Raw genomic sequence first — 17,379 nt, 5'->3', positions numbered from 1 at the left:
GTTCTCTCAGGTCTTCAATGAAAAAGAGCCGGCGCTCGTGGCGCCGCTCAGGTACGCCGGGTCACGCGTCGGACCAGGCGGTCGCCCGTGATTTGCACGGCCGAGACGAGCGCGATCAGGATCACGATCACGGTCGCCATGACGGTGGTGTCGAAACGTTGATAGCCGTAGCGGATCGCGAGATCGCCGAGCCCGCCCGCGCCGACGGCGCCGGCCATCGCGGTCGAGCCGATCAGCGCGACGACGGTGATCGTGAAGCCGCCGAGCATGCCGGGCAGCGCCTCGGGCAGCAGCACGTGCCACACGATATGGCGGCGCTTCGCGCCCATCGCGAGCGCGGCCTCGATCAGCCCGCGATCGACTTCGCGCAGGCTCACTTCGGCGATCCGCGCGAAGAATGGAATCGCGGCGATCGACAGCGGCACGACGGCCGCCCATACGCCGATCGTCGTGCCGATCAGGACGCGCGTGAACGGCAGCAGCGCGACGAGCAGGATGATGAACGGCGTCGAGCGGAACACGTTGACGAGCGCGCCGAGCACCGCGTTCACGCCGCGCCGCTCGTAGATGCCGCCGGGCGCGGTCGTCACGAGAATGACGGCCAGCGGGATGCCGAGCAGCGCGGCAATCGCGGCCGACGCGCCGACCATCGACAGCGTGTCGCGGATCGCGTCGAGCAGTTCGGGCCACCACAGCTCAAACATAGCCGAGCACCTCCGCGTGGTTCGCATGGCGGCGTGCGCGTTCGAGCAATGCTGCAACGACGCCGCGCGCAAGCTGCGCGCCGCCTTCGTTCGCACCGGACGCGGCCGCGATCACGAGCCGCCCCTGCGCATGCCCCTGGATCCGTTCGATCCCGCCGTGCAGGAACCGCACCGAGCCGCCGAGCGCCGCGGCCAGCGCGCCGACGTCCGGCTCGCCGCCGCTTTCGCCCGTATAGCGGAGGTCGAGCACGATCTGCGCGCCGTCGGGCAGCGCCGCGTGCTCCGGCAGCGGCTGCACGCGCGCGGCGAGCTCGGCCGGCAGGTCGTGCACGAGCGTGCTCAGCAGCGCGCGCGTCGCGCCATGACGCGGATCGCCGAACACGCGCCACACCGGGCCCGTTTCGACGACCTCGCCCTGTTCAATCACCGCGACCGTGTCGCACACCGCGCGGATCACTTCCATCTCGTGCGTGATCAGCACGATCGTCAGCCCGAGGCGGCGGTTGATGTCGGCGAGCAGCGCGAGGATCGACTGCGTCGTCTCGGGATCGAGCGCCGACGTCGCTTCATCGCAGAGCAGCACCTCGGGGTCGTGCACCAGCGCGCGCGCGATGCCGACGCGCTGCTTCTGGCCGCCGGAAAGGCTGGCCGGATACGCGTCGCGCTTCGCGGCGAGCCCGACGAGATCGAGCAGCGCATCGACCTTGCGCGTGCGCTCGGCCTTCGGCACGCCCGCGATCTTCAGCGGCAGCGCGACGTTCTCGAACACGGTTTTCGCGGACAGCAGGTTGAAATGCTGGAACACCATGCCGGTGCGGCGGCGCAGCGCGACGAGCCCGTCCTCGTCGAGCGTGCCGACGTCCACGCCCTGCACGCGCACGCTGCCGGAACTCGGCCGTTCGAGGCCGTTGACGAGCCGCAGCAGCGTCGACTTGCCGGCGCCGCTGCGCCCGATGATGCCGAACACCTCGCCGCGCCGCACGTCGAGCGTCACGTCGCGCAGCGCGGCGGCCTGCCCGCGCGGCGTCGCGAACACCTTGCCGACGTGCGCGAACGACACGGCGGCAGCGCCGCCGGTGCGGGCCGCCGCGTCGTCATGTTCGGCCGGCGCACCCGCGCCGGCACCGGCCCGCACGGCCGATGGCTCGATGAAACCCAGCGTATCGAACAATTGCGTCATCGCTTCGCTCCGTCACGTTCACGCATGCGCGGGATGCGCGGATTCCGTTGCCGGCACGGAAGCCGGCCGGTGCTGCGCGCCGGTGTGCCAGGCCGGCAGCCGCGCGCCGGCGCCGAACAGCTTCTCGCGCAGCGTCGGCGCGGGATCGTAGTCTTCCTTGTAGACCCCGCGGTTCTGCAGTTCGGGCACGACCCAGTCGACGAAATCCTCGAACGACTCGGGCATCACGGTGCGAGTCAGGTTGAAGCCGTCGATGCCGGTTTCGTCGATCCACGCCTGCAATTCGTCCGCGACCTGCGACGGCGAACCGACGATCGGCGCATAGCGGCCGCCGAGCGACATCTGCTCGAGCATCCGGCGCACCGTCCACGTGCCGGTCGTGCTCTTGCGCGAGATCGCGTCGACGGCCGACTGGATCGAATCGGTCTTCACGTACGAGATCGGCTCGTCGAGGCCGTACTTCGCGAAATCGATGCCGGTCGAGCTCGCGAAATGCGCGAGGCCCGCTTCCGGGCTCGCGTAACGCCGGTATTCGTCGAACTTCTCGCGGGCGAGCGATTCGGTCTCGGCGGTCACGACGCTCACGCCGGCAAAGATCTTGATCGACGCCGGGTCGCGGCCCTGCCGCGCGGCGGCGGCACGGATGTCGAGCGCGGCCGCGCGCGCGGCGGCCTTGCTCTGCCCGTTCACGAACACGCATTCCGCATGACGCGCCGCGAATTCGACGCCGCGCGCCGACGAACCGGCCTGGTACAGCACCGGCGTGCGCTGCAGCGACGGCTCGCTCAGGTGGATTGCATCGACCGAATAGAACGGCCCGTCGTGCTTCACGCGCCGCACCTTGCCCGGCTGCGCGAACACGCGCGCGTGCGCGTCGCGGATCACCGCGTCGTCGTCCCAGCTCTGTTCCCACAGCTTGTAGACGACGTCCATGTAGTCGTCCGCGCGTTCGTAGCGGTCGTCGTGGCCGATCTGCTGCGCGAGGCCCATTCCGCGCGCGGCGCTGTCGAGATAGCCGGTCACGATGTTCCAGCCGACGCGCCCCTTCGTCAGGTGGTCGAGCGTCGACATGCGGCGCGCGAACAGGTAAGGCGGCTCGTACGTCAGGTTCGCGGTCACGCCGAAGCCGAGATGCCGCGTGACCTGCGCCATCGCGGGCACGAGCAGCAGCGGATCGTTGACCGGCACCTGCACCGATTCGCGCAGCGCGACGTCCGGGCCGCCGCCGAACACGTCGTACACGCCGACGATGTCCGCCAGAAAGATCCCGTCGAACTTGCCGCGCTCGAGCGTCTTCGCGAGATCGGCCCAGTAGTCGAGATCGGTGTAATGCGCGGAGCGGTCGCGCGGATGCGTCCACAGCCCGTGGTTGATGTGCCCGACGCAGTTCATGTTGAACGCGTTGAGCAGGATCTTCTTGCGGTTCGCGGTCGTCATGTCGCCTCCGTCACCACGCGATCGCGTACAGCGAGCCGAACGCGTTGTCGAGCGCTTTACGCACGGCCGGAGAATGCTGGTAGATCGAGATGAACTTGCGGATGCGCGGATCGTTCGCGCTTTCCGGCCGCACGACCCACTGGATCGCGAAGTTCTTGTTCTCGGTGCCGTCGAACAGCAGCGCGCTGTTCGGGTCGGCCGTGCCGGCGAGCTTGATGAAGCTCGGGTAGCCCTGCGCGAGATCGACGTCGTCGAGCGAGCGCGCAAGCTGCGACGCCTCGAGCGGAATGATCTTCAGGTGCTTCGGATTGGCCACGATGTCGTGCGTCGTCGCACGGTAGTCGGCGCCCGGCTTCAGCGTGATGAGCCCCGCGCGCTGCAGCAGCAACAGCCCGCGCCCGCCGTTCACCGGGTCGTTCGCGATCGCGACGCGCGCGCCGTCCTTCAGCTCGGCAAAGCTTTTCACCTTCTTCGAATAGAGGCCGATCTTCATGATCGTGCCCGGCGCGATCGCCACGAAGTTGTAGCCGCCCTGTTTCTTCGCGTTCTCGAGAAACGGGATGTGCTGGAAGTAGTTGACGTCGATGTCCTTGTTCGCGAGCGCCGCGTTCGGCGTATTCCAGTCGGTGAATTCGACGATCTTCACGTCGAGCCCCTGGTCCTTCGCCTCCTTCGCGGCGATCTTCAGCGCTTCGATCTGCGGGCTCGTCGAGATGCCGACCTTCAGCGGCGCGGTGTCGGCGCGCGCGCCGTTCAGCAGCGCGACGCCGAGCAGCGTGGCCGCCGCCACGCGAGCGAGCATCGCGAAGCGGCGGGGCGTAAAGCGGGCGGAAAACACGGAATGCAGCATGGAAACCACTCTCCTGTCCAAAGACGGTATCGACGGATGAGCGGCGCCGCGGCGAACGCGCGGGCGTTCTCCGGACGGTCGTCATCGCATCGGAAAAGGATCAGCCGATGATAGAGAGCGGCGTCAGGGCGGTCTACGAAGCGATTGTGCGAAGAAAATCGCGCGCGGCGATATGGCGTGCGATCAGCGGGCGAAGCGGGCCGGGCCGGCCATCTGGCCGAAATCTCGGCCTCGCCGCCGCGCGAATTCCGAAATCTCGGCCTGCGGGCCGCCGCAACTCTTTCCGCAGACGAAACAAATCCCTTATGAATCAACGCATTAGAAATATTCGGGCAGGCCGGAATTCTGGCATGGGGGTTGCGTAATAGACGGCACACGATGCCGCGAAGCGATGCAGGCATTCCAACATCAGGAGACACGTCTTGCAGACCTCTATCCATACCCCGTCCCGTCCCGAGGCCATCGCCGAAGCCGGTCCAGTCACGCGCGAACGCTTCTGGCCGCACGGCTGGTGGAAGCTGATGGAAATCCGCATCGGCATCATCCCGCTGCCGGTCTACCTGATCCTGTTCGGGCTGATCGTCGGCTTTGCCGTGACGGGCAAGGTGCCCGGCGAGATCTCGATGGCGATCGCCGTGCTCGCGTTCTTCGGCTTCACGTGCGCGGAACTCGGCAAGCGCCTGCCGCTGTTGCGCAACATCGGCGCGGCCGCGATCTTCGCGACCTTCGTGCCGTCGGCGCTCACCTACTATCACGTGCTGCCGAAACCGGTGCTGAACCTGACGGTCGAGTTCACGAAGTCGACGAACTTCCTGTACCTGTTCATCGCGTCGATCATCGTCGGCAGCATCCTGAGCATGGACCGCCGCGTGCTGATCCAGGGCTTCGTGAAGATCTTCATCCCGCTCGCCGTCGGTTCGGTCGCGGCCGCGATCGTCGGCACGGCAGTCGGCACCGCGCTCGGCCTGGGCGCGCGCCACACGCTGCTGTACATCGTCGTGCCGATCATGGCAGGCGGCGTCGGCGAAGGCGCGATTCCGCTGTCGATCGGCTATTCGGAACTGATGCACCTGCCGCAGGGCGAGATGTTCGCGATGGTGCTGCCGTCGGTGATGCTCGGCAGCCTGACGGCGATCATCCTGTCGGGCGCGCTCGACATGATCGGCAAGCGCCTGCCGCACCTGACCGGCAACGGCCGCCTGCAGGTCGGCGAAAGCGGCGACATGACGCCCGAGAACGAGGAGATCCGCGGGCACGTCGACGTCACGCACATCGCGGGCGCCGGCATCACGGCGATCACGCTGTACCTGGTCGGCCTGATGGCGCACAAGCTGTTCGGGCTGCCCGCGCCGGTCGCGATGCTGTTCCTCGCGGTGCTCGTGAAGCTCGCGCGTGCCGTGTCGCCGCCGCTGCAGGAAGGCGCGTTCGTCGTCTACAAGTTCTTCTCGACGGCCGTCACTTATCCGCTGCTGTTCGCGATCGGCGTCGCGATGACGCCGTGGGACAAGCTGACCGCCGCGTTCACGATCGTCAACGTGATCACGATCGTGTCGACCGTCGCGACGCTGATGGGCACCGGTTTCGTGGTCGGCCGCCTGCTGAAGATGTACCCTATCGACACCGCAATCGTGAACGCCTGCCACAGCGGGCAAGGCGGCACCGGCGACGTTGCGATCCTGACCGCCGCGAACCGGATGCAGCTGATGCCGTTCGCGCAGATCGCCACCCGCATCGGCGGCGCGATCGTCGTCACGGTGACGCTGATCCTGGTCGCGCACTTCGGATAACGCGCGGCCGCGCGCACCGTCGCGCACGCCGCTTCGCACGCGCCGCCGCCGGCTCTGCCGGTGCGCGGCGCGTGTCGTTGCGGGCGACCGGCTGCGGGCGACCGGCGGCGGGCGACCGGCTGCGGGCGACCGGCTGCGGGCTTCGATGAGGGCGAACGTGCAGAAGAGCTTCAAGGGAATCCCGTGGTGGGGTTGGGCGTCGGCCGCCGTGCTGTATGTCGGCGTGGCGGGCGCGGCCGTCGATTTCGCATGGGAACGCGCGATCGACGCGCTCGAGGAAACCGGCGCACACCGGCTCGACCTGTATGCGTCGAGCCTGAAAAGCGAGCTCGGCCGCTTCGAGATCCTGCCCGGCCTGGTCGCGCGGCAGGACGGCGTGCGCGCGCTGCTGAAGGCTGCGCCGCACGACGCGTCCGATCTCGTGCATTCGGTCAATACCTATCTGGAAGCCGTAAACCGCGACGCCGGCAGCGGCGCCGTCGACGTGATCGACCTGCGCGGCGAAGTGATCGCCGCAAGCAACTGGAACGAGACGATCAGTTTCGTCGGCACCAACGTGTCGTACCGGCCGTACTTCAAGGACGCGCTGGCGCGCGGCAGCGGCCGCTTCTTCGGGATCGGCACCAACACCGGCGTGCCGGGCGTCTACTTCGCGAGCGCGGTGCGCGACGGCGGCGTGCCGATCGGCGCGGCCGCCGTGAAGATCAGCGTCGACCCGCTCGAGTCCGCGTGGCGCGCGCCGGGGGTCGCCGCGATGGTGGTCGACAGCAATGGCGTGATCGTGATCTCGACCGAGCCGGCGTGGAAGTTCACTGCGCTGCGTCCGATCACCGCACAGCAGCAGCGCGACATCCAGGCATCGCGCCAATACGCGGGCCGCACGGTCGACGTGCTGCCGTACCGCCGCATCGGCGATCGCGGCGCCGCCGCATGGTTCGGCACGTTCCCCGATACGCGGCACGCGGGCCGCAGCACGCGCTATCTGGTGATGTCGCGCCCCGCGCCGCAGGCGGGCGATTCGCTGATGGTGCTGCTCGACATCGCCGGTGCGCGGCGCCAGCAGCAGACCGCGTTCGTGTTCGTCACCGGCGCGTTCCTGATCGCCGCGCTGCTGGTCGGCTACGCGGTCCAGCGCCGGCGGGCGATCGCCGCGCGGCTCAACGCGCAGGACGCGCTGCGCCGCGCGAACGATCAACTCGAGCTGACCGTCGCGCAGCGCACGGCCGCGCTGACCGCCGCGAACGAACGCATGCAGCGCGAGATCGTCGAGCGCGAACGCACCGAGCAGCGGCTGCGCGATTCGCAGCAGGAAGTGGTGCACGCGGGCAAGCTCGCGGTGCTCGGACAGATGGCGGCCGGCCTCACGCACGAGCTGAACCAGCCGCTCGTCGCGATCCGCACGCTGTGCGACAACGCGCGCACGTTCTTCGAGCGCGGCCAGCCGGCGCCGGCGTACGCGAATCTCGAACGGATCGGCAAGCTCGTCGACAGCATGGCCGTGCTCACCGGCGAGCTGAAGACCTTCGCGCGCAAGCCCGACGTGGAGCGCGTCGCGGTGTCGCTGAACGAGGCCGTCGCACATGCGCGGCTGATCTACGATGCGCGGATCCGCGACGAAGGCGTGCAGCTCGACGTGCACATCGCGCCCGGCACGACGGTGTCCGCGGAATCGAGCCAGCTGCAGCAGGTGATCGTGAACCTGCTCGGCAACGCGCTCGACGCGGTGCACGACGCGCCGGTGCGGCGCATCGTCATCGAGGCCGCGCCAATCGGCGACGCGGACGAAGCCGGCCGCGTGCGCTTGACCGTCGCCGACAGCGGCGCCGGCATCGCACCGGACGTGCTGCCGCACCTGTTCGAGCCGTTCGTGACCACCAAGCCGCGCGGCCAGGGCCTCGGGCTCGGCCTCGCGATCACGTCGCGCATCGTGGAGGCGTTCGGCGCGAAGATCGCCGCGACGAACCGCGACGAAGGCGGCGCGCGGTTCACCATCGAATTCGCGGCGGCGACGCCGCAACAAAGGACAGAGCATGGAAGATGAAATTCGCGTGCTGGTCGTCGAGGACGATGAAAACGTCCGGATCGGCGTCGAGCAGGCCGTCGCGCTCGCCGGGTTCCCGGTCGACGCATTCGCGTCCGCCGCCGACGCGCTCGCGCACGTCGCGCCCGGCGCGCCGGTCGTGATCGTGTCGGACGTCCGGATGCCGGGCATCGACGGGCTGCAGCTGCTCGAACGCGTGATGGCCGTCGATCCGCAGATCCCGGTCGTGCTGATCAGCGGCCACGCGGACATTTCGACGGCGGTCGGCGCAATGCAGGACGGCGCATACGACTTCATCGAGAAGCCGTTTTCGTCGGACGTGATCGCCGGGCGCGTCGCGCGCGCGGTCGAGAAACGTCGGCTCACGCTCGAGGTGCAGGGGCTGCGCGCGGCGCTGAACAACTGGCAGGGCATCGACGCGTACGTGCTCGGCAAGTCGCCCGCGATGGCCGACGTGCGCAAGAAGATCCTGCGCCTCGCCGACACGTCGGTGTCGGTACTGATCACCGGCGAGACAGGGACCGGCAAGGAGCTGATCGCGCGCAGCCTGCACGACTTCGGCGGCCGGCGCGACGCGCATTTCGTCGCGCTGAACTGCGGCGGCCTGCCGGAACAGGTGTTCGAGAGCGAACTGTTCGGCCACGAGGCCGGCGCGTTCACCGGCGCGATCAAGAAACGCATCGGCAAGATCGAATGGGCGCACGGCGGCACGCTGTTCCTCGACGAGATCGAGACGATGCCGATTCCGCTGCAGATCAAGATGCTGCGCGTGCTGCAGGAGCGCGTGGTCGAACGGCTCGGCGCGAACGAGCTGATTCCGGTCGACTGCCGTGTGATCGCCGCATCGAAGGCCGATCTCGCGGAACTCGCGGCCGACGGGCGTTTTCGCGCGGATTTGCTGTATCGGCTCAACGTCGCGCAGATCGAGTTGCCGCCGCTGCGCGAGCGGCGCGAGGACGTGCCGCTGCTGTTCGAGCATTTCGTGCTCGCGGCCGCACGGCGCTTCGGGCAGCCGGCGCCGGTCGTCACCGCCGCGCAGGTGTCCGAACTGATGACGCACGCGTGGCCCGGCAACGTGCGCGAACTGCAGAACGTGGCCGACCGCTTCGTGCTCGGGCTGACCGGCGACAGCCTGCTGTCGTCCGGCGGCACGGCGACGGCCGGCGGCACGCTCGCGGAGCAGCTCGCGTATTTCGAGCGAATGCTGATCGAGGACATGCTGCGGCGTCACCACGGCAACGTCGCGGACGCGAGCGAGGCGCTCGGCATGCCGAAGAAGACGCTTTATCACAAGCTGCGCCACCTGCGGATTCCCGCGCGCGGCGACGCGGCCGCCGACGGCGGCGAATGACGCGCACGAGGATACGCAACACCGGCATGGATCGCATCGACATCACCGAACACGGCCGCCTCGACGGCCACCTGATCCGCGGCGTCACGCGCGCGCACAAGACCTTCCGCCCGAGCGACTGGCCCGAACGGCTCGCGGGCGTGATCACGCTGTTCGTCGGCGAGCGGCGGCCCGGCTATCCGTGCGCGCTGTCGCGGCTGGCGATGCCGGTCGTCGACGGCGGCGTCAAATGCCTGTTCGTGTCGGACGAATTGCGCGAAGCCTGTGCCGATGCGTTCGACTTCGCGATGCAGTTCGCGGCGGACAACGATCTGCCCGTCAAGCTTCAGGCCGCGCCCGCGCTCGCGGTGCAGTGACGCGCAGGCCGCGTTCGGCGGCCTTTCCGCTTCCTTCCCCGTGCTTCCGCACTGCTCAGACGCGCGCTTGCGCGGGCGTCCGCACGTGCCTTCGGTCGCACGATCGATCGTCAGATGATTGAAAGGCTCGCCCGACCCCCACGCTGCGCCAGGGGTTTCCCGCCGAGCCATCAATAAAATTGATCGTCGCGATGAAAATTATGCGTTTTCCTTGCAGGTCGGCGTCAGGCATAGTTGCGACGTGATGACGCACCCAATGAGTTTTCAGTCATGAACATGCGAATCGAGCCTTCGGTGCTCGCGAACCCCGACCTGCAATTTGCGACGCTGTCGTCAGGCATCAGCCTGCCGTATGTCGAGCGGGGCAGCGGCGCGCCGATGGTGTTCGTGCACGGATCGCTGTGCGATTACCGCTACTGGGATCCGCAACTCGCGTCGCTGTCGGATCACTACCGCTGCATCGCGCCGAGCCTGAGCCACTACTGGCCGGCCGTCGAAGCGGGCATCCAGGGCGAATTCAGCTGGCAGAACCACGTCGACGAACTCGCCGAATTCATCGATGCGCTCGATCTCGGCCCCGTGCATCTCGTCGGCCATTCGCGCGGCGGCAGCGTCGCGTTCAACGTCGCGCGCCAGCATCCGCATCTCGTCGAAACGTTGACGCTCGCCGACCCGGGCGGCCCGCTGCAACAGCCGGGCGTGCGCGAAGCCGCGCTGCCGGCCGCCGCGATCGCGCTGCGCACGAAGGCCGTGAATCTGATCGAGCAGGGCGAAGTCGAAGCGGGCCTCGAAATGTTCGTGGATTCGGTGAGCGTGCCGGGCGCATGGAAGAAGAGCACGTCGCGCTTTCGCACGATGGCGATCGACAACGCAAGCACGCTGCCGAAGCAGCTGCGCGATCCGCTGCCCGCGTATTCGCAGCAGGCCGCAGCGGATATCGCGTGCCGCACGCTGCTGATCGACGGCCAGCGCAGCCCGAAGATGTTCCGCCACAACGTCGACATGCTGTCGCAGTGGATCGGCGATGCGCAACGGCAGACCGTCGCCGGCGCGTCGCACGGGATGAACGCGGCGAGCCCCGCGGTGTTCAACCGTTACGTGCACGACTTCGTCGCCGCATAACCCCGCGTCACGCTCGCGGGCGGCATGCACGCCGCCCGTTGCTCCCCTCTCCTTCGTGAACGAAACGGTGCGGCCCGCCTGCGACGCTTCGCCTTCAGGTCGCCGCCGCGTGGCATGACCGGTTCGGCCTCGCGCGTGACCGCATCCGGCAACCCGAACACGCTGTCGAACGCCCGCCTGTACGTGAACACAAAGATCGGAAGAACACGATCAGCACCGCGTCGTACAGCATCGCCCGCAACAGCGCACGTCCCGCCACCACGCGATCAGCGGAATCACGAAGGTCACGAGCGCAGCGTGCTGAAGACCATGTGGCTTGATCGAGACACGCGCGGCATTGCCGCGCCTGCCGCGCTTGCAGGTGCAGAACGAGCTAGACCGTTAGTTGCAACCTCGCCGCGAATCGCAATGAAAAACCCCCGTTCACGCAGGTGCGAGCCTGCGTGAACGGGGGTCGTCATTTCGGAGGCGTCGATCGATCGATGATGGATCTTCCGCGGTTCACGCCGGGCGCTCAGCGCGCCGCCACCTCCGCGTTGCCGGTCGCCGCCTTGCCGACCGCAGTCGACGCCGGCGCCTCCCCCCAGCCGCCACCGAGCGCACGAATCAGGTTCACGGTCGACACTGCCTGCGCACCGGTCAGCTGGTTCGCCTGCAACTGCGACTGCAGCACCGACCGCTCGGCGTCGATCACGTCGAGATACGCGACCTCGCCTTCCTGATACTGCGTGCGCGACAGCGTCGCCGAGCGGCGCGATGCGTTGACGGCCGCATTCTGCGCGCGGATCTGATCGTCCAGCAGCCGCAGATCGGCGAGATTGTCCTCGACTTCGCGGAACGCGACGAGCACCTGCTGCCGGTAATTCGCGACCTGCTCGTCGTACTGCGCGCGCGCCTGCTGCACGCCGGCCGCACGCCGCCCGCCGTCGAACAGCGGCAGCGTCAGCGCGGTGCCGGCGAACGGCCCGAGCAGGAACGTGCGGCTCGACCACAGGAACAGGTTGCCGAGCGTCGACGCCTCATATCCGAACGCACCCGTGATATCGAGCTTCGGGAAATACGCCGACTTCGCGAGACCGATCCGCGCGTTCGCGGCCGCCATCGCACGCTCGGCCGCCGATACGTCCGGACGGCGCTCGAGCAGCGCGGACGGCAGGCCCGGCGGAATCTTCACCGCGACCGGCACGATCGGCGTTTCCTTGAACGCGAAGTCCGCCGGCGCCTTGCCGAGCAGGATCGCGAGCGCATGCTCGGACGCCGCGCGCCGGCGCGCGACGCCGACCGCATCGGCCTGCGCGCTCGCCAGTTCGTTCTTCGCGCGCGACACGTCGAGCTCGCTGATGTCGCCTTCGTTGAAGCGGCGCTGCACGAGCTTGAGCGCTTCTTCACGCAGTTCGACCGTACGGCGGTACAGATCCTGGTCCGAATCGAGCTGACGCAGCTCGAAGTAGTTCTGCGCGACGTCGGCCTGCAGCGCGAGCTGCACCGAACGGAACAGTGCTTCGCTCTGCGCCTGGTCGGCGCGCGACGCCTCGACGTTGCGGCTCACGCGGCCGAACAGGTCGGCCTCGTACGACACCGTGCCCTGCGCGCGCCACAGCGTCGCGGTGGTCGGCCCCGTGCCCTGCGGCTGGAACTGCGACGCCGACGACACGCCTTCGCGCGTCGGCCCGAAGCCGACGCCGACCTGCGGGAACCACTGCGAACGCGCGGTGCGGGTCGCCGCACGGGCTTCCTCGACACGCGCGGCCGCGGCCTTCAGGTTCTGGTTCGCCGCAAGCGCCTGCTCTTCGAGCGCGTCGAGCACCGGATCGCCGAACACCTTCCACCATTCGCCGCGATGCGCGCCGTCCGCCGGCTCGGCGGTCTTCCACGTGCCGGCCTGTTCGCCGGGCGCGAGCGTCGGCGCTTCCTTGAACGCTGCGGGCGTCGACACGTCCGGGCGCTTGTAGTCGGGCCCCACCGCACACGCGGCGAGCAGCGTCGCGAGCAGCGTGCTCGCGGCCGCCGCCTTCGCGACACGCATCAGCCCATTCGAGTTGTACATGTTGTCCATCTTTCTATCCTCAAGCATCGGATGCCGAAGCATTCGACGGCGACACGCCATAACCGGCCGAGTCCTTGCCGGCGACGTGGATCTTGCCGCCCGCGAGCGTGCGCAGCACGACGTAGAACACCGGCGTGAGCATCAGCCCGAACAGCGTCACGCCCAGCATCCCGAAGAACACCGCGACGCCCATCGCATGGCGCATTTCCGAACCGGCGCCCGTCGACGTGACGAGCGGCACGACGCCCATGATGAACGCGATCGACGTCATCAGGATCGGGCGCAGCCGCAGCCGGCTCGCCTCGATCGCGGCCTCGAGCGGCGTCCTGCCGTCATGCTCGAGTTCGCGCGCGAATTCGACGATCAGGATCGCGTTCTTCGCGGACAGCCCCACCAGCACCATCAGCCCGATCTGCGTGAAGATGTTGTTGTCGCCCTGCGTGAGCCACACGCCCGTCAGCGCCGACAGAATGCTCATCGGCACGATCAGGATCACCGCGAGCGGCAGCGTCAGGCTTTCATACAGCGCGGCGAGCACGAGGAACACGAGCAGCACGCTGATCGGGAACACCCACATCGCCGAATCGCCCGCGAGGATCTGCTGGTACGTGAGGTCGGTCCATTCGAACCGCACGCCGCGCGGCAGCGTTTCATGCGCGATGCGTTCGATCGCGGCCTGCGCCTGACCCGACGAGAAGCCGGGCGCCGGGCCGCCGTTGATGTCGGCCGCCGTGTAGCCGTTGTAGCGCACGACCATTTCCGGACCGAACGTCGGCGTCACCGTCACCAGCGACGACAGCGGCACCATTTCGCCCTTGTCGTTGCGCGTCTTCAACTGCAGGATGTCGTCCGCGCGCTGACGGAACGGCGCATCGGCCTGCACGCGCACCTGGTACACGCGCCCGAAGCGGTTGAAGTCGTTCACGTACAGCGAGCCGAGATACACCTGCATCGTGTTGAACACGTCGGTGACGGGCACGCCCAGCTGCTTCGCCTTCACACGGTCGAGATCGACGTTCAGCTGCGGCACGTTGATCTGGTAGCTCGTGAACAGCGGGCCGAGCTCCGGCGCCTGCTGCGCGCGCTTGATGAAGTCGTTGGTCGCGTCCGACAGCTTCGCATAGCCCACCGCGCCGCGATCCTCGATCTGCATCTTGAACCCGCCGAGCGTGCCGAGGCCGAGCACCGGCGGCGGCGGGAACACCGCGACGAACGAATCCTTGATCGCACCGTACTTCTGGTTCAGCGCACCGGCGATCGCACCGGCCGACAGCGCCTTGCCGTGCCGCTCCGCGAACGGCTTCAGCGTGACGAACACGATGCCCGCGCTCGAGCTGTTCGTGAAGCCGTTCACCGACAGCCCCGGGAACGCGACCGCGCTCTCCACGCCCGGCTGCTTCAGCGCGATCGAGCCCATGTCGCGGATCACCTTCTCGGTGCGGTCGAGCGACGCGCCGTTCGGCAGCTGCGCGAACGCGATCAGGTATTCCTTGTCCTGCGCGGGCACGAAGCCGCCCGGCACGATCTTCGACACGAGCACGGTCGCACCGACGAGCACGAGGTACACGCCGAGCATCAGCGTCTTGCGCGACAGCACGCCGCGCACGCCGCGGCCGTAGTTCTCCGCGCCGCGATGGAACACCTTGTTGAAGCGCTTGAAGAAACCGCCGAGCACGCGGTTCATCACGCGCGTGAGCCAGTCTTCCTTGTCGCCGTGGCCCTTCAGCAGGATCGCGGACAGCGCCGGCGACAGCGTCAGCGAGTTGAATGCCGAGATCACCGTCGAGATCGCGATCGTCATCGCGAACTGCTTGTAGAACTGGCCGGTCAGGCCCGACATGAACGCGAGCGGCACGAACACGGCGACGAGCGTCAGCGCGATCGCGATGATCGGCCCGCTCACTTCCTGCATCGCCTTGTAGGTCGCCTGCCGCGCGTTCATCCCGCTTTCGATGTTGCGCTCGACGTTCTCGACGACCACGATCGCATCGTCGACCACGATACCGATCGCGAGCACCATCCCGAACAGCGACAGCGCGTTGATCGAATACCCGAACGCGAGCAGCAGCGAGAACGTGCCGACGATCGACACCGGCACCGCGATCAGCGGAATGATCGATGCGCGCCACGTCTGCAGGAACACGATCACGACGATCACGACCAGCGCGATCGCCTCGAGCAGCGTGTGCACGACGGCCTTGATCGACGAACGCACGAACTGCGTCGGGTCATAGACGATCTTGTAGTCGACGCCCGCCGGCATGTCCTGCTTGAGCTCGGCCATCGTCTTGCGCACCTCGTCGGAGATCTGCAGCGAGTTCGCGCCCGGCGACTGGTTGATCGCCATCGCGACGGCCGGCTTGTTGTCGAGCAGCGAGCGCAGCCCGTATTCGGACGCGTCGAGCTCGATCCGCGCGATGTCGCGCAAGTGCGTGACGCCGCCGTCCGGCGTCGTCTTCACGACGATGTCGCCGAACTCGTCTTCCGTCTGCAGACGGCCGCGCGCGTTCACCGACAGTTGCAGCGGCGTGCCGGGCAGCGACGGCGACGCGCCGATCACGCCGGCCGCGACCTGCACGTTCTGCTCGCGGATCGCCTGCACGACGTCCTCCGCCGCGAGGCCGCGCTGCGCGACCTTCTGCGGATCGAGCCACACGCGCATCGCGTAGTCGCCCGAACCCCACAGCTGCACCTGACCGACGCCCTGGATCCGCGACAGGCGATCCTTCACGTTGATCAGCGCGTAGTTGCGCAGGTACGTCATGTCGTAGCGGTTGTCCGGCGAGATCAGGTGGACCACCATCGTCAGCGTCGGCGAGCTCTTCACCGTCGTGATGCCGAGCCGCTGCACGTCCTCCGGCAGGCGCGGCAACGCCTGGTTCACGCGGTTCTGCACGAGCTGCGTGGCCTTGTCCGGATCGGTGCCGAGCTTGAACGTGACGGTGATCGTCATGTTGCCGTCGCTGTTCGCCTGCGACTGCATGTAGAGCATGTCCTCGACGCCGTTGATCTGCTCTTCGAGCGGCGACGCGACCGTCTCGGCGATCACCTTCGGGTTCGCGCCCGGATACTGCGCCTTCACGATCACCGAAGGCGGCACGACTTCCGGATACTCCGAAATCGGCAGCAGGAACATCGCGATCACCCCGCCGAGCAGGATGATCACCGATAGGACTCCCGCAAAAATCGGCCGGTCGATAAAGAATTTGGAAATGTTCATCTGTAGCTCTGTCTGGTTGAACGCGGAAATCGAAGCGGCGTGCCGCTTACGATTCCGCCTTCGCCGGTGCGGCCGGCTTCGCGCTGTTCGCGAGCGGCGCGGACGGCTCGTCGCCGCCCGTCATCGGGACCATGTGCGGTTTCACCTGCTCGCCCGGCCGCACGCGCTGCGTGCCGTTCACGATCACGCGGTCGCCGGCGGCGAGGCCGCTCACGATCACACGCCGGTTGCCGTGCTGCATGCCCTGCTGCACTTCGCGGTACGACACGCGGCCCTGCTGGTCGACCACGAACACGAACTTTTTGTCCTGATCGGTGTTGATCGCCGCGTCGTCGACGAGCAGCGCCTGGTGCGGCGCGCTGCCGCCCACCTTCACGCGGGCATAGAGGCCGGGAACGAGCGTGCCGTCCGCATTGTCGAAGCGCGCGCGCACGCGGATCGTGCCCGACGACGTGTCGAGCCGGTTGTCGACCGAATCGATCTCGCCGCTGCGCGAGTAGCCGGATTCGTTCGCGAGGCCGAGCTCGACCGGCACCTTGCGGCCGTTGCGCGCGCCGTTGATGTATTGCAGGTAGGTCTGCTCGTCCGCGTCGAACGATGCGTAGATCGGCGACACCGACACCAGCGTCGTCAGCGGCGCGGCCGACGCGCCGGCCGACACCACGTTGCCGAGCGTGATTTCCGCACGCGACACGCGGCCCGACACCGGCGCCGTGATCCGCGTGTAGCCCAGATTGATGCGCGCCGTCTCCAGCGCGGCTTCGGCCGCCTTCAGGTTCGCGCTCGCCTCGCGCGCCGCGTTCTGCTTCTCGTCGTAGTCGCGCTTCGCGATCGCGTTGTCGCCGATCAGCCGCTGCGCGCGCTGCCAGTCGCTCTGCGCGTAGCCGTTGCGCGCCTGCGCGGCCGCCAGTTGCGCGGCCGCGCGATCGACTTCCGCCTGGTACGGGCGCGGATCGATCACGAACAGCACGTCGCCCTTCTTCACGAGCGCGCCGTCCTTGAAGTTCACCGCGACGATCGTGCCCGACACCTGCGGGCGCACGTCGACTTTCTCGACCGCCTCGAGGCGGCCGGAATAGGTCTGCCAGTCGGTGACGGTCTGCGGCACGACGGTCGCGACGTCGACTTCGGGCAGCGGAGCCGCCGCTTTCTCGGGTGCGTTCGCGTTCACGCGCATCGCGCCAAACGTGCCGAGGCCGACGACGGCGATCGTCGCGATCGCCGCGGTTGCAATTCGTGAACGGGTGGTGCGTAGGATGGCCATGTGGATCTCCGGTAAGCGTG

The 17,379-nt window shown here is 68.0% G+C and carries 12 protein-coding genes and 1 pseudogene; 5 read left to right on the top strand and 8 right to left on the bottom strand.

Features of this window, described 5'->3' with window-relative positions; translation table 11 throughout:
- Positions 1 to 47: 47 nt before the first annotated feature.
- Genes BSE24067_RS24375 through BSE24067_RS24360 form a run of 4 tightly spaced genes read right to left on the bottom strand, consistent with a single transcriptional unit; the run spans position 48 to position 4,171 of the window.
- Positions 48 to 704 carry a methionine ABC transporter permease gene (locus BSE24067_RS24375; protein WP_151066080.1) on the bottom strand — a complete coding sequence of 219 codons (657 nt, stop codon included), beginning with the start codon at positions 702 to 704 and terminating at the stop codon, positions 48 to 50.
- Positions 697 to 1,884 (bottom strand): methionine ABC transporter ATP-binding protein, encoded by a 1,188-nt coding sequence (locus BSE24067_RS24370; protein WP_151066081.1) that lies wholly within the window; start codon positions 1,882 to 1,884, stop codon positions 697 to 699. The genes BSE24067_RS24375 and BSE24067_RS24370 overlap by 8 nt, the downstream gene beginning before the upstream one ends.
- An 18-nt stretch (positions 1,885 to 1,902) precedes the next feature.
- Positions 1,903 to 3,321, bottom strand: coding sequence for an LLM class flavin-dependent oxidoreductase (locus BSE24067_RS24365; protein WP_151066082.1), 1,419 nt, complete (start codon positions 3,319 to 3,321; stop codon positions 1,903 to 1,905).
- Positions 3,322 to 3,331: 10 nt separating this feature from the next.
- Positions 3,332 to 4,171, bottom strand: coding sequence for a MetQ/NlpA family ABC transporter substrate-binding protein (locus tag BSE24067_RS24360; protein ID WP_151066083.1), 840 nt, complete (start codon positions 4,169 to 4,171; stop codon positions 3,332 to 3,334).
- Positions 4,172 to 4,593: 422 nt separating this feature from the next.
- Between BSE24067_RS24360 and BSE24067_RS24355 the strand changes: the two genes are divergently transcribed.
- The 5 genes from BSE24067_RS24355 (at position 4,594) to BSE24067_RS24335 (ending at position 10,828) form a co-directional block, all read left to right on the top strand.
- The gene (locus BSE24067_RS24355) at positions 4,594 to 5,958 is read left to right on the top strand and encodes a 2-hydroxycarboxylate transporter family protein (protein WP_151066084.1); all 1,365 of its coding nucleotides are present in this window, start codon (positions 4,594 to 4,596) and stop codon (positions 5,956 to 5,958) included.
- Positions 5,959 to 6,103: 145 nt separating this feature from the next.
- The gene (locus tag BSE24067_RS24350) at positions 6,104 to 7,999 is read left to right on the top strand and encodes a sensor histidine kinase (protein WP_151067232.1); all 1,896 of its coding nucleotides are present in this window, start codon (positions 6,104 to 6,106) and stop codon (positions 7,997 to 7,999) included.
- Positions 7,989 to 9,350, top strand: a complete 1,362-nt coding sequence (locus BSE24067_RS24345) for a sigma-54-dependent transcriptional regulator (RefSeq protein WP_151067231.1) — start codon at positions 7,989 to 7,991, stop codon at positions 9,348 to 9,350. The genes BSE24067_RS24350 and BSE24067_RS24345 overlap by 11 nt, the downstream gene beginning before the upstream one ends.
- A gap of 26 nt (positions 9,351 to 9,376) precedes the next feature.
- Positions 9,377 to 9,706, top strand: a complete 330-nt coding sequence (locus BSE24067_RS24340; RefSeq protein ID WP_151067230.1) for a DUF3579 domain-containing protein — start codon at positions 9,377 to 9,379, stop codon at positions 9,704 to 9,706.
- Between the two features lie 270 nt (positions 9,707 to 9,976).
- On the top strand, positions 9,977 to 10,828 hold the full coding sequence (locus BSE24067_RS24335) for an alpha/beta fold hydrolase (RefSeq protein ID WP_151067229.1): 852 nt from the start codon (positions 9,977 to 9,979) through the stop codon (positions 10,826 to 10,828).
- A 116-nt stretch (positions 10,829 to 10,944) separates the two neighbouring features.
- Here BSE24067_RS24335 and BSE24067_RS32845 read toward each other — a convergent pair.
- The 4 genes and pseudogenes from BSE24067_RS32845 to ceoA form a co-directional block, all read right to left on the bottom strand.
- Positions 10,945 to 11,119 (bottom strand): annotated as a pseudogene (locus tag BSE24067_RS32845) (chlorhexidine efflux transporter); the annotation flags it as partial.
- 223 nt (positions 11,120 to 11,342) lie between these two features.
- Positions 11,343 to 12,884 (bottom strand): multidrug efflux transporter outer membrane subunit OpcM, encoded by a 1,542-nt coding sequence (gene opcM, locus BSE24067_RS24330; protein WP_151067228.1) that lies wholly within the window; start codon positions 12,882 to 12,884, stop codon positions 11,343 to 11,345.
- Between the two features lie 10 nt (positions 12,885 to 12,894).
- Entirely contained in the window at positions 12,895 to 16,095 is a 3,201-nt protein-coding gene (gene ceoB / locus BSE24067_RS24325) for a multidrug efflux RND transporter permease subunit CeoB (protein WP_151067227.1), read from the bottom strand.
- A 46-nt stretch (positions 16,096 to 16,141) separates the two neighbouring features.
- Entirely contained in the window at positions 16,142 to 17,359 is a 1,218-nt protein-coding gene (ceoA, locus tag BSE24067_RS24320) for a multidrug efflux RND transporter periplasmic adaptor subunit CeoA (protein WP_151067226.1), read from the bottom strand.
- Positions 17,360 to 17,379 lie beyond the last annotated feature (20 nt).

It is taken from the genome of Burkholderia latens (genome assembly GCF_902499045.1).
Taxonomy (GTDB): domain Bacteria; phylum Pseudomonadota; class Gammaproteobacteria; order Burkholderiales; family Burkholderiaceae; genus Burkholderia; species Burkholderia latens.
Note: the sequence above shows the minus strand (reverse complement) of the source record. Positions and strands in the feature narration are given on the sequence as shown.

Coding starts and splice junctions, on each gene's coding strand:
- opcM (WP_151067228.1), bottom strand. CDS start 12,884: ATGGACAACATGTACAACTCGAATGGGCTGATGCGTGTCGCGAAGGCG.
- BSE24067_RS24335 (WP_151067229.1), top strand. CDS start 9,977: ATGAACATGCGAATCGAGCCTTCGGTGCTCGCGAACCCCGACCTGCAA.
- BSE24067_RS24360 (WP_151066083.1), bottom strand. CDS start 4,171: ATGCTGCATTCCGTGTTTTCCGCCCGCTTTACGCCCCGCCGCTTCGCG.
- BSE24067_RS24370 (WP_151066081.1), bottom strand. CDS start 1,884: ATGACGCAATTGTTCGATACGCTGGGTTTCATCGAGCCATCGGCCGTG.
- BSE24067_RS24340 (WP_151067230.1), top strand. CDS start 9,377: ATGGATCGCATCGACATCACCGAACACGGCCGCCTCGACGGCCACCTG.
- BSE24067_RS24365 (WP_151066082.1), bottom strand. CDS start 3,321: ATGACGACCGCGAACCGCAAGAAGATCCTGCTCAACGCGTTCAACATG.
- BSE24067_RS24345 (WP_151067231.1), top strand. CDS start 7,989: ATGGAAGATGAAATTCGCGTGCTGGTCGTCGAGGACGATGAAAACGTC.
- BSE24067_RS24375 (WP_151066080.1), bottom strand. CDS start 704: ATGTTTGAGCTGTGGTGGCCCGAACTGCTCGACGCGATCCGCGACACG.
- ceoB (WP_151067227.1), bottom strand. CDS start 16,095: ATGAACATTTCCAAATTCTTTATCGACCGGCCGATTTTTGCGGGAGTC.
- BSE24067_RS24350 (WP_151067232.1), top strand. CDS start 6,104: ATGAGGGCGAACGTGCAGAAGAGCTTCAAGGGAATCCCGTGGTGGGGT.
- ceoA (WP_151067226.1), bottom strand. CDS start 17,359: ATGGCCATCCTACGCACCACCCGTTCACGAATTGCAACCGCGGCGATC.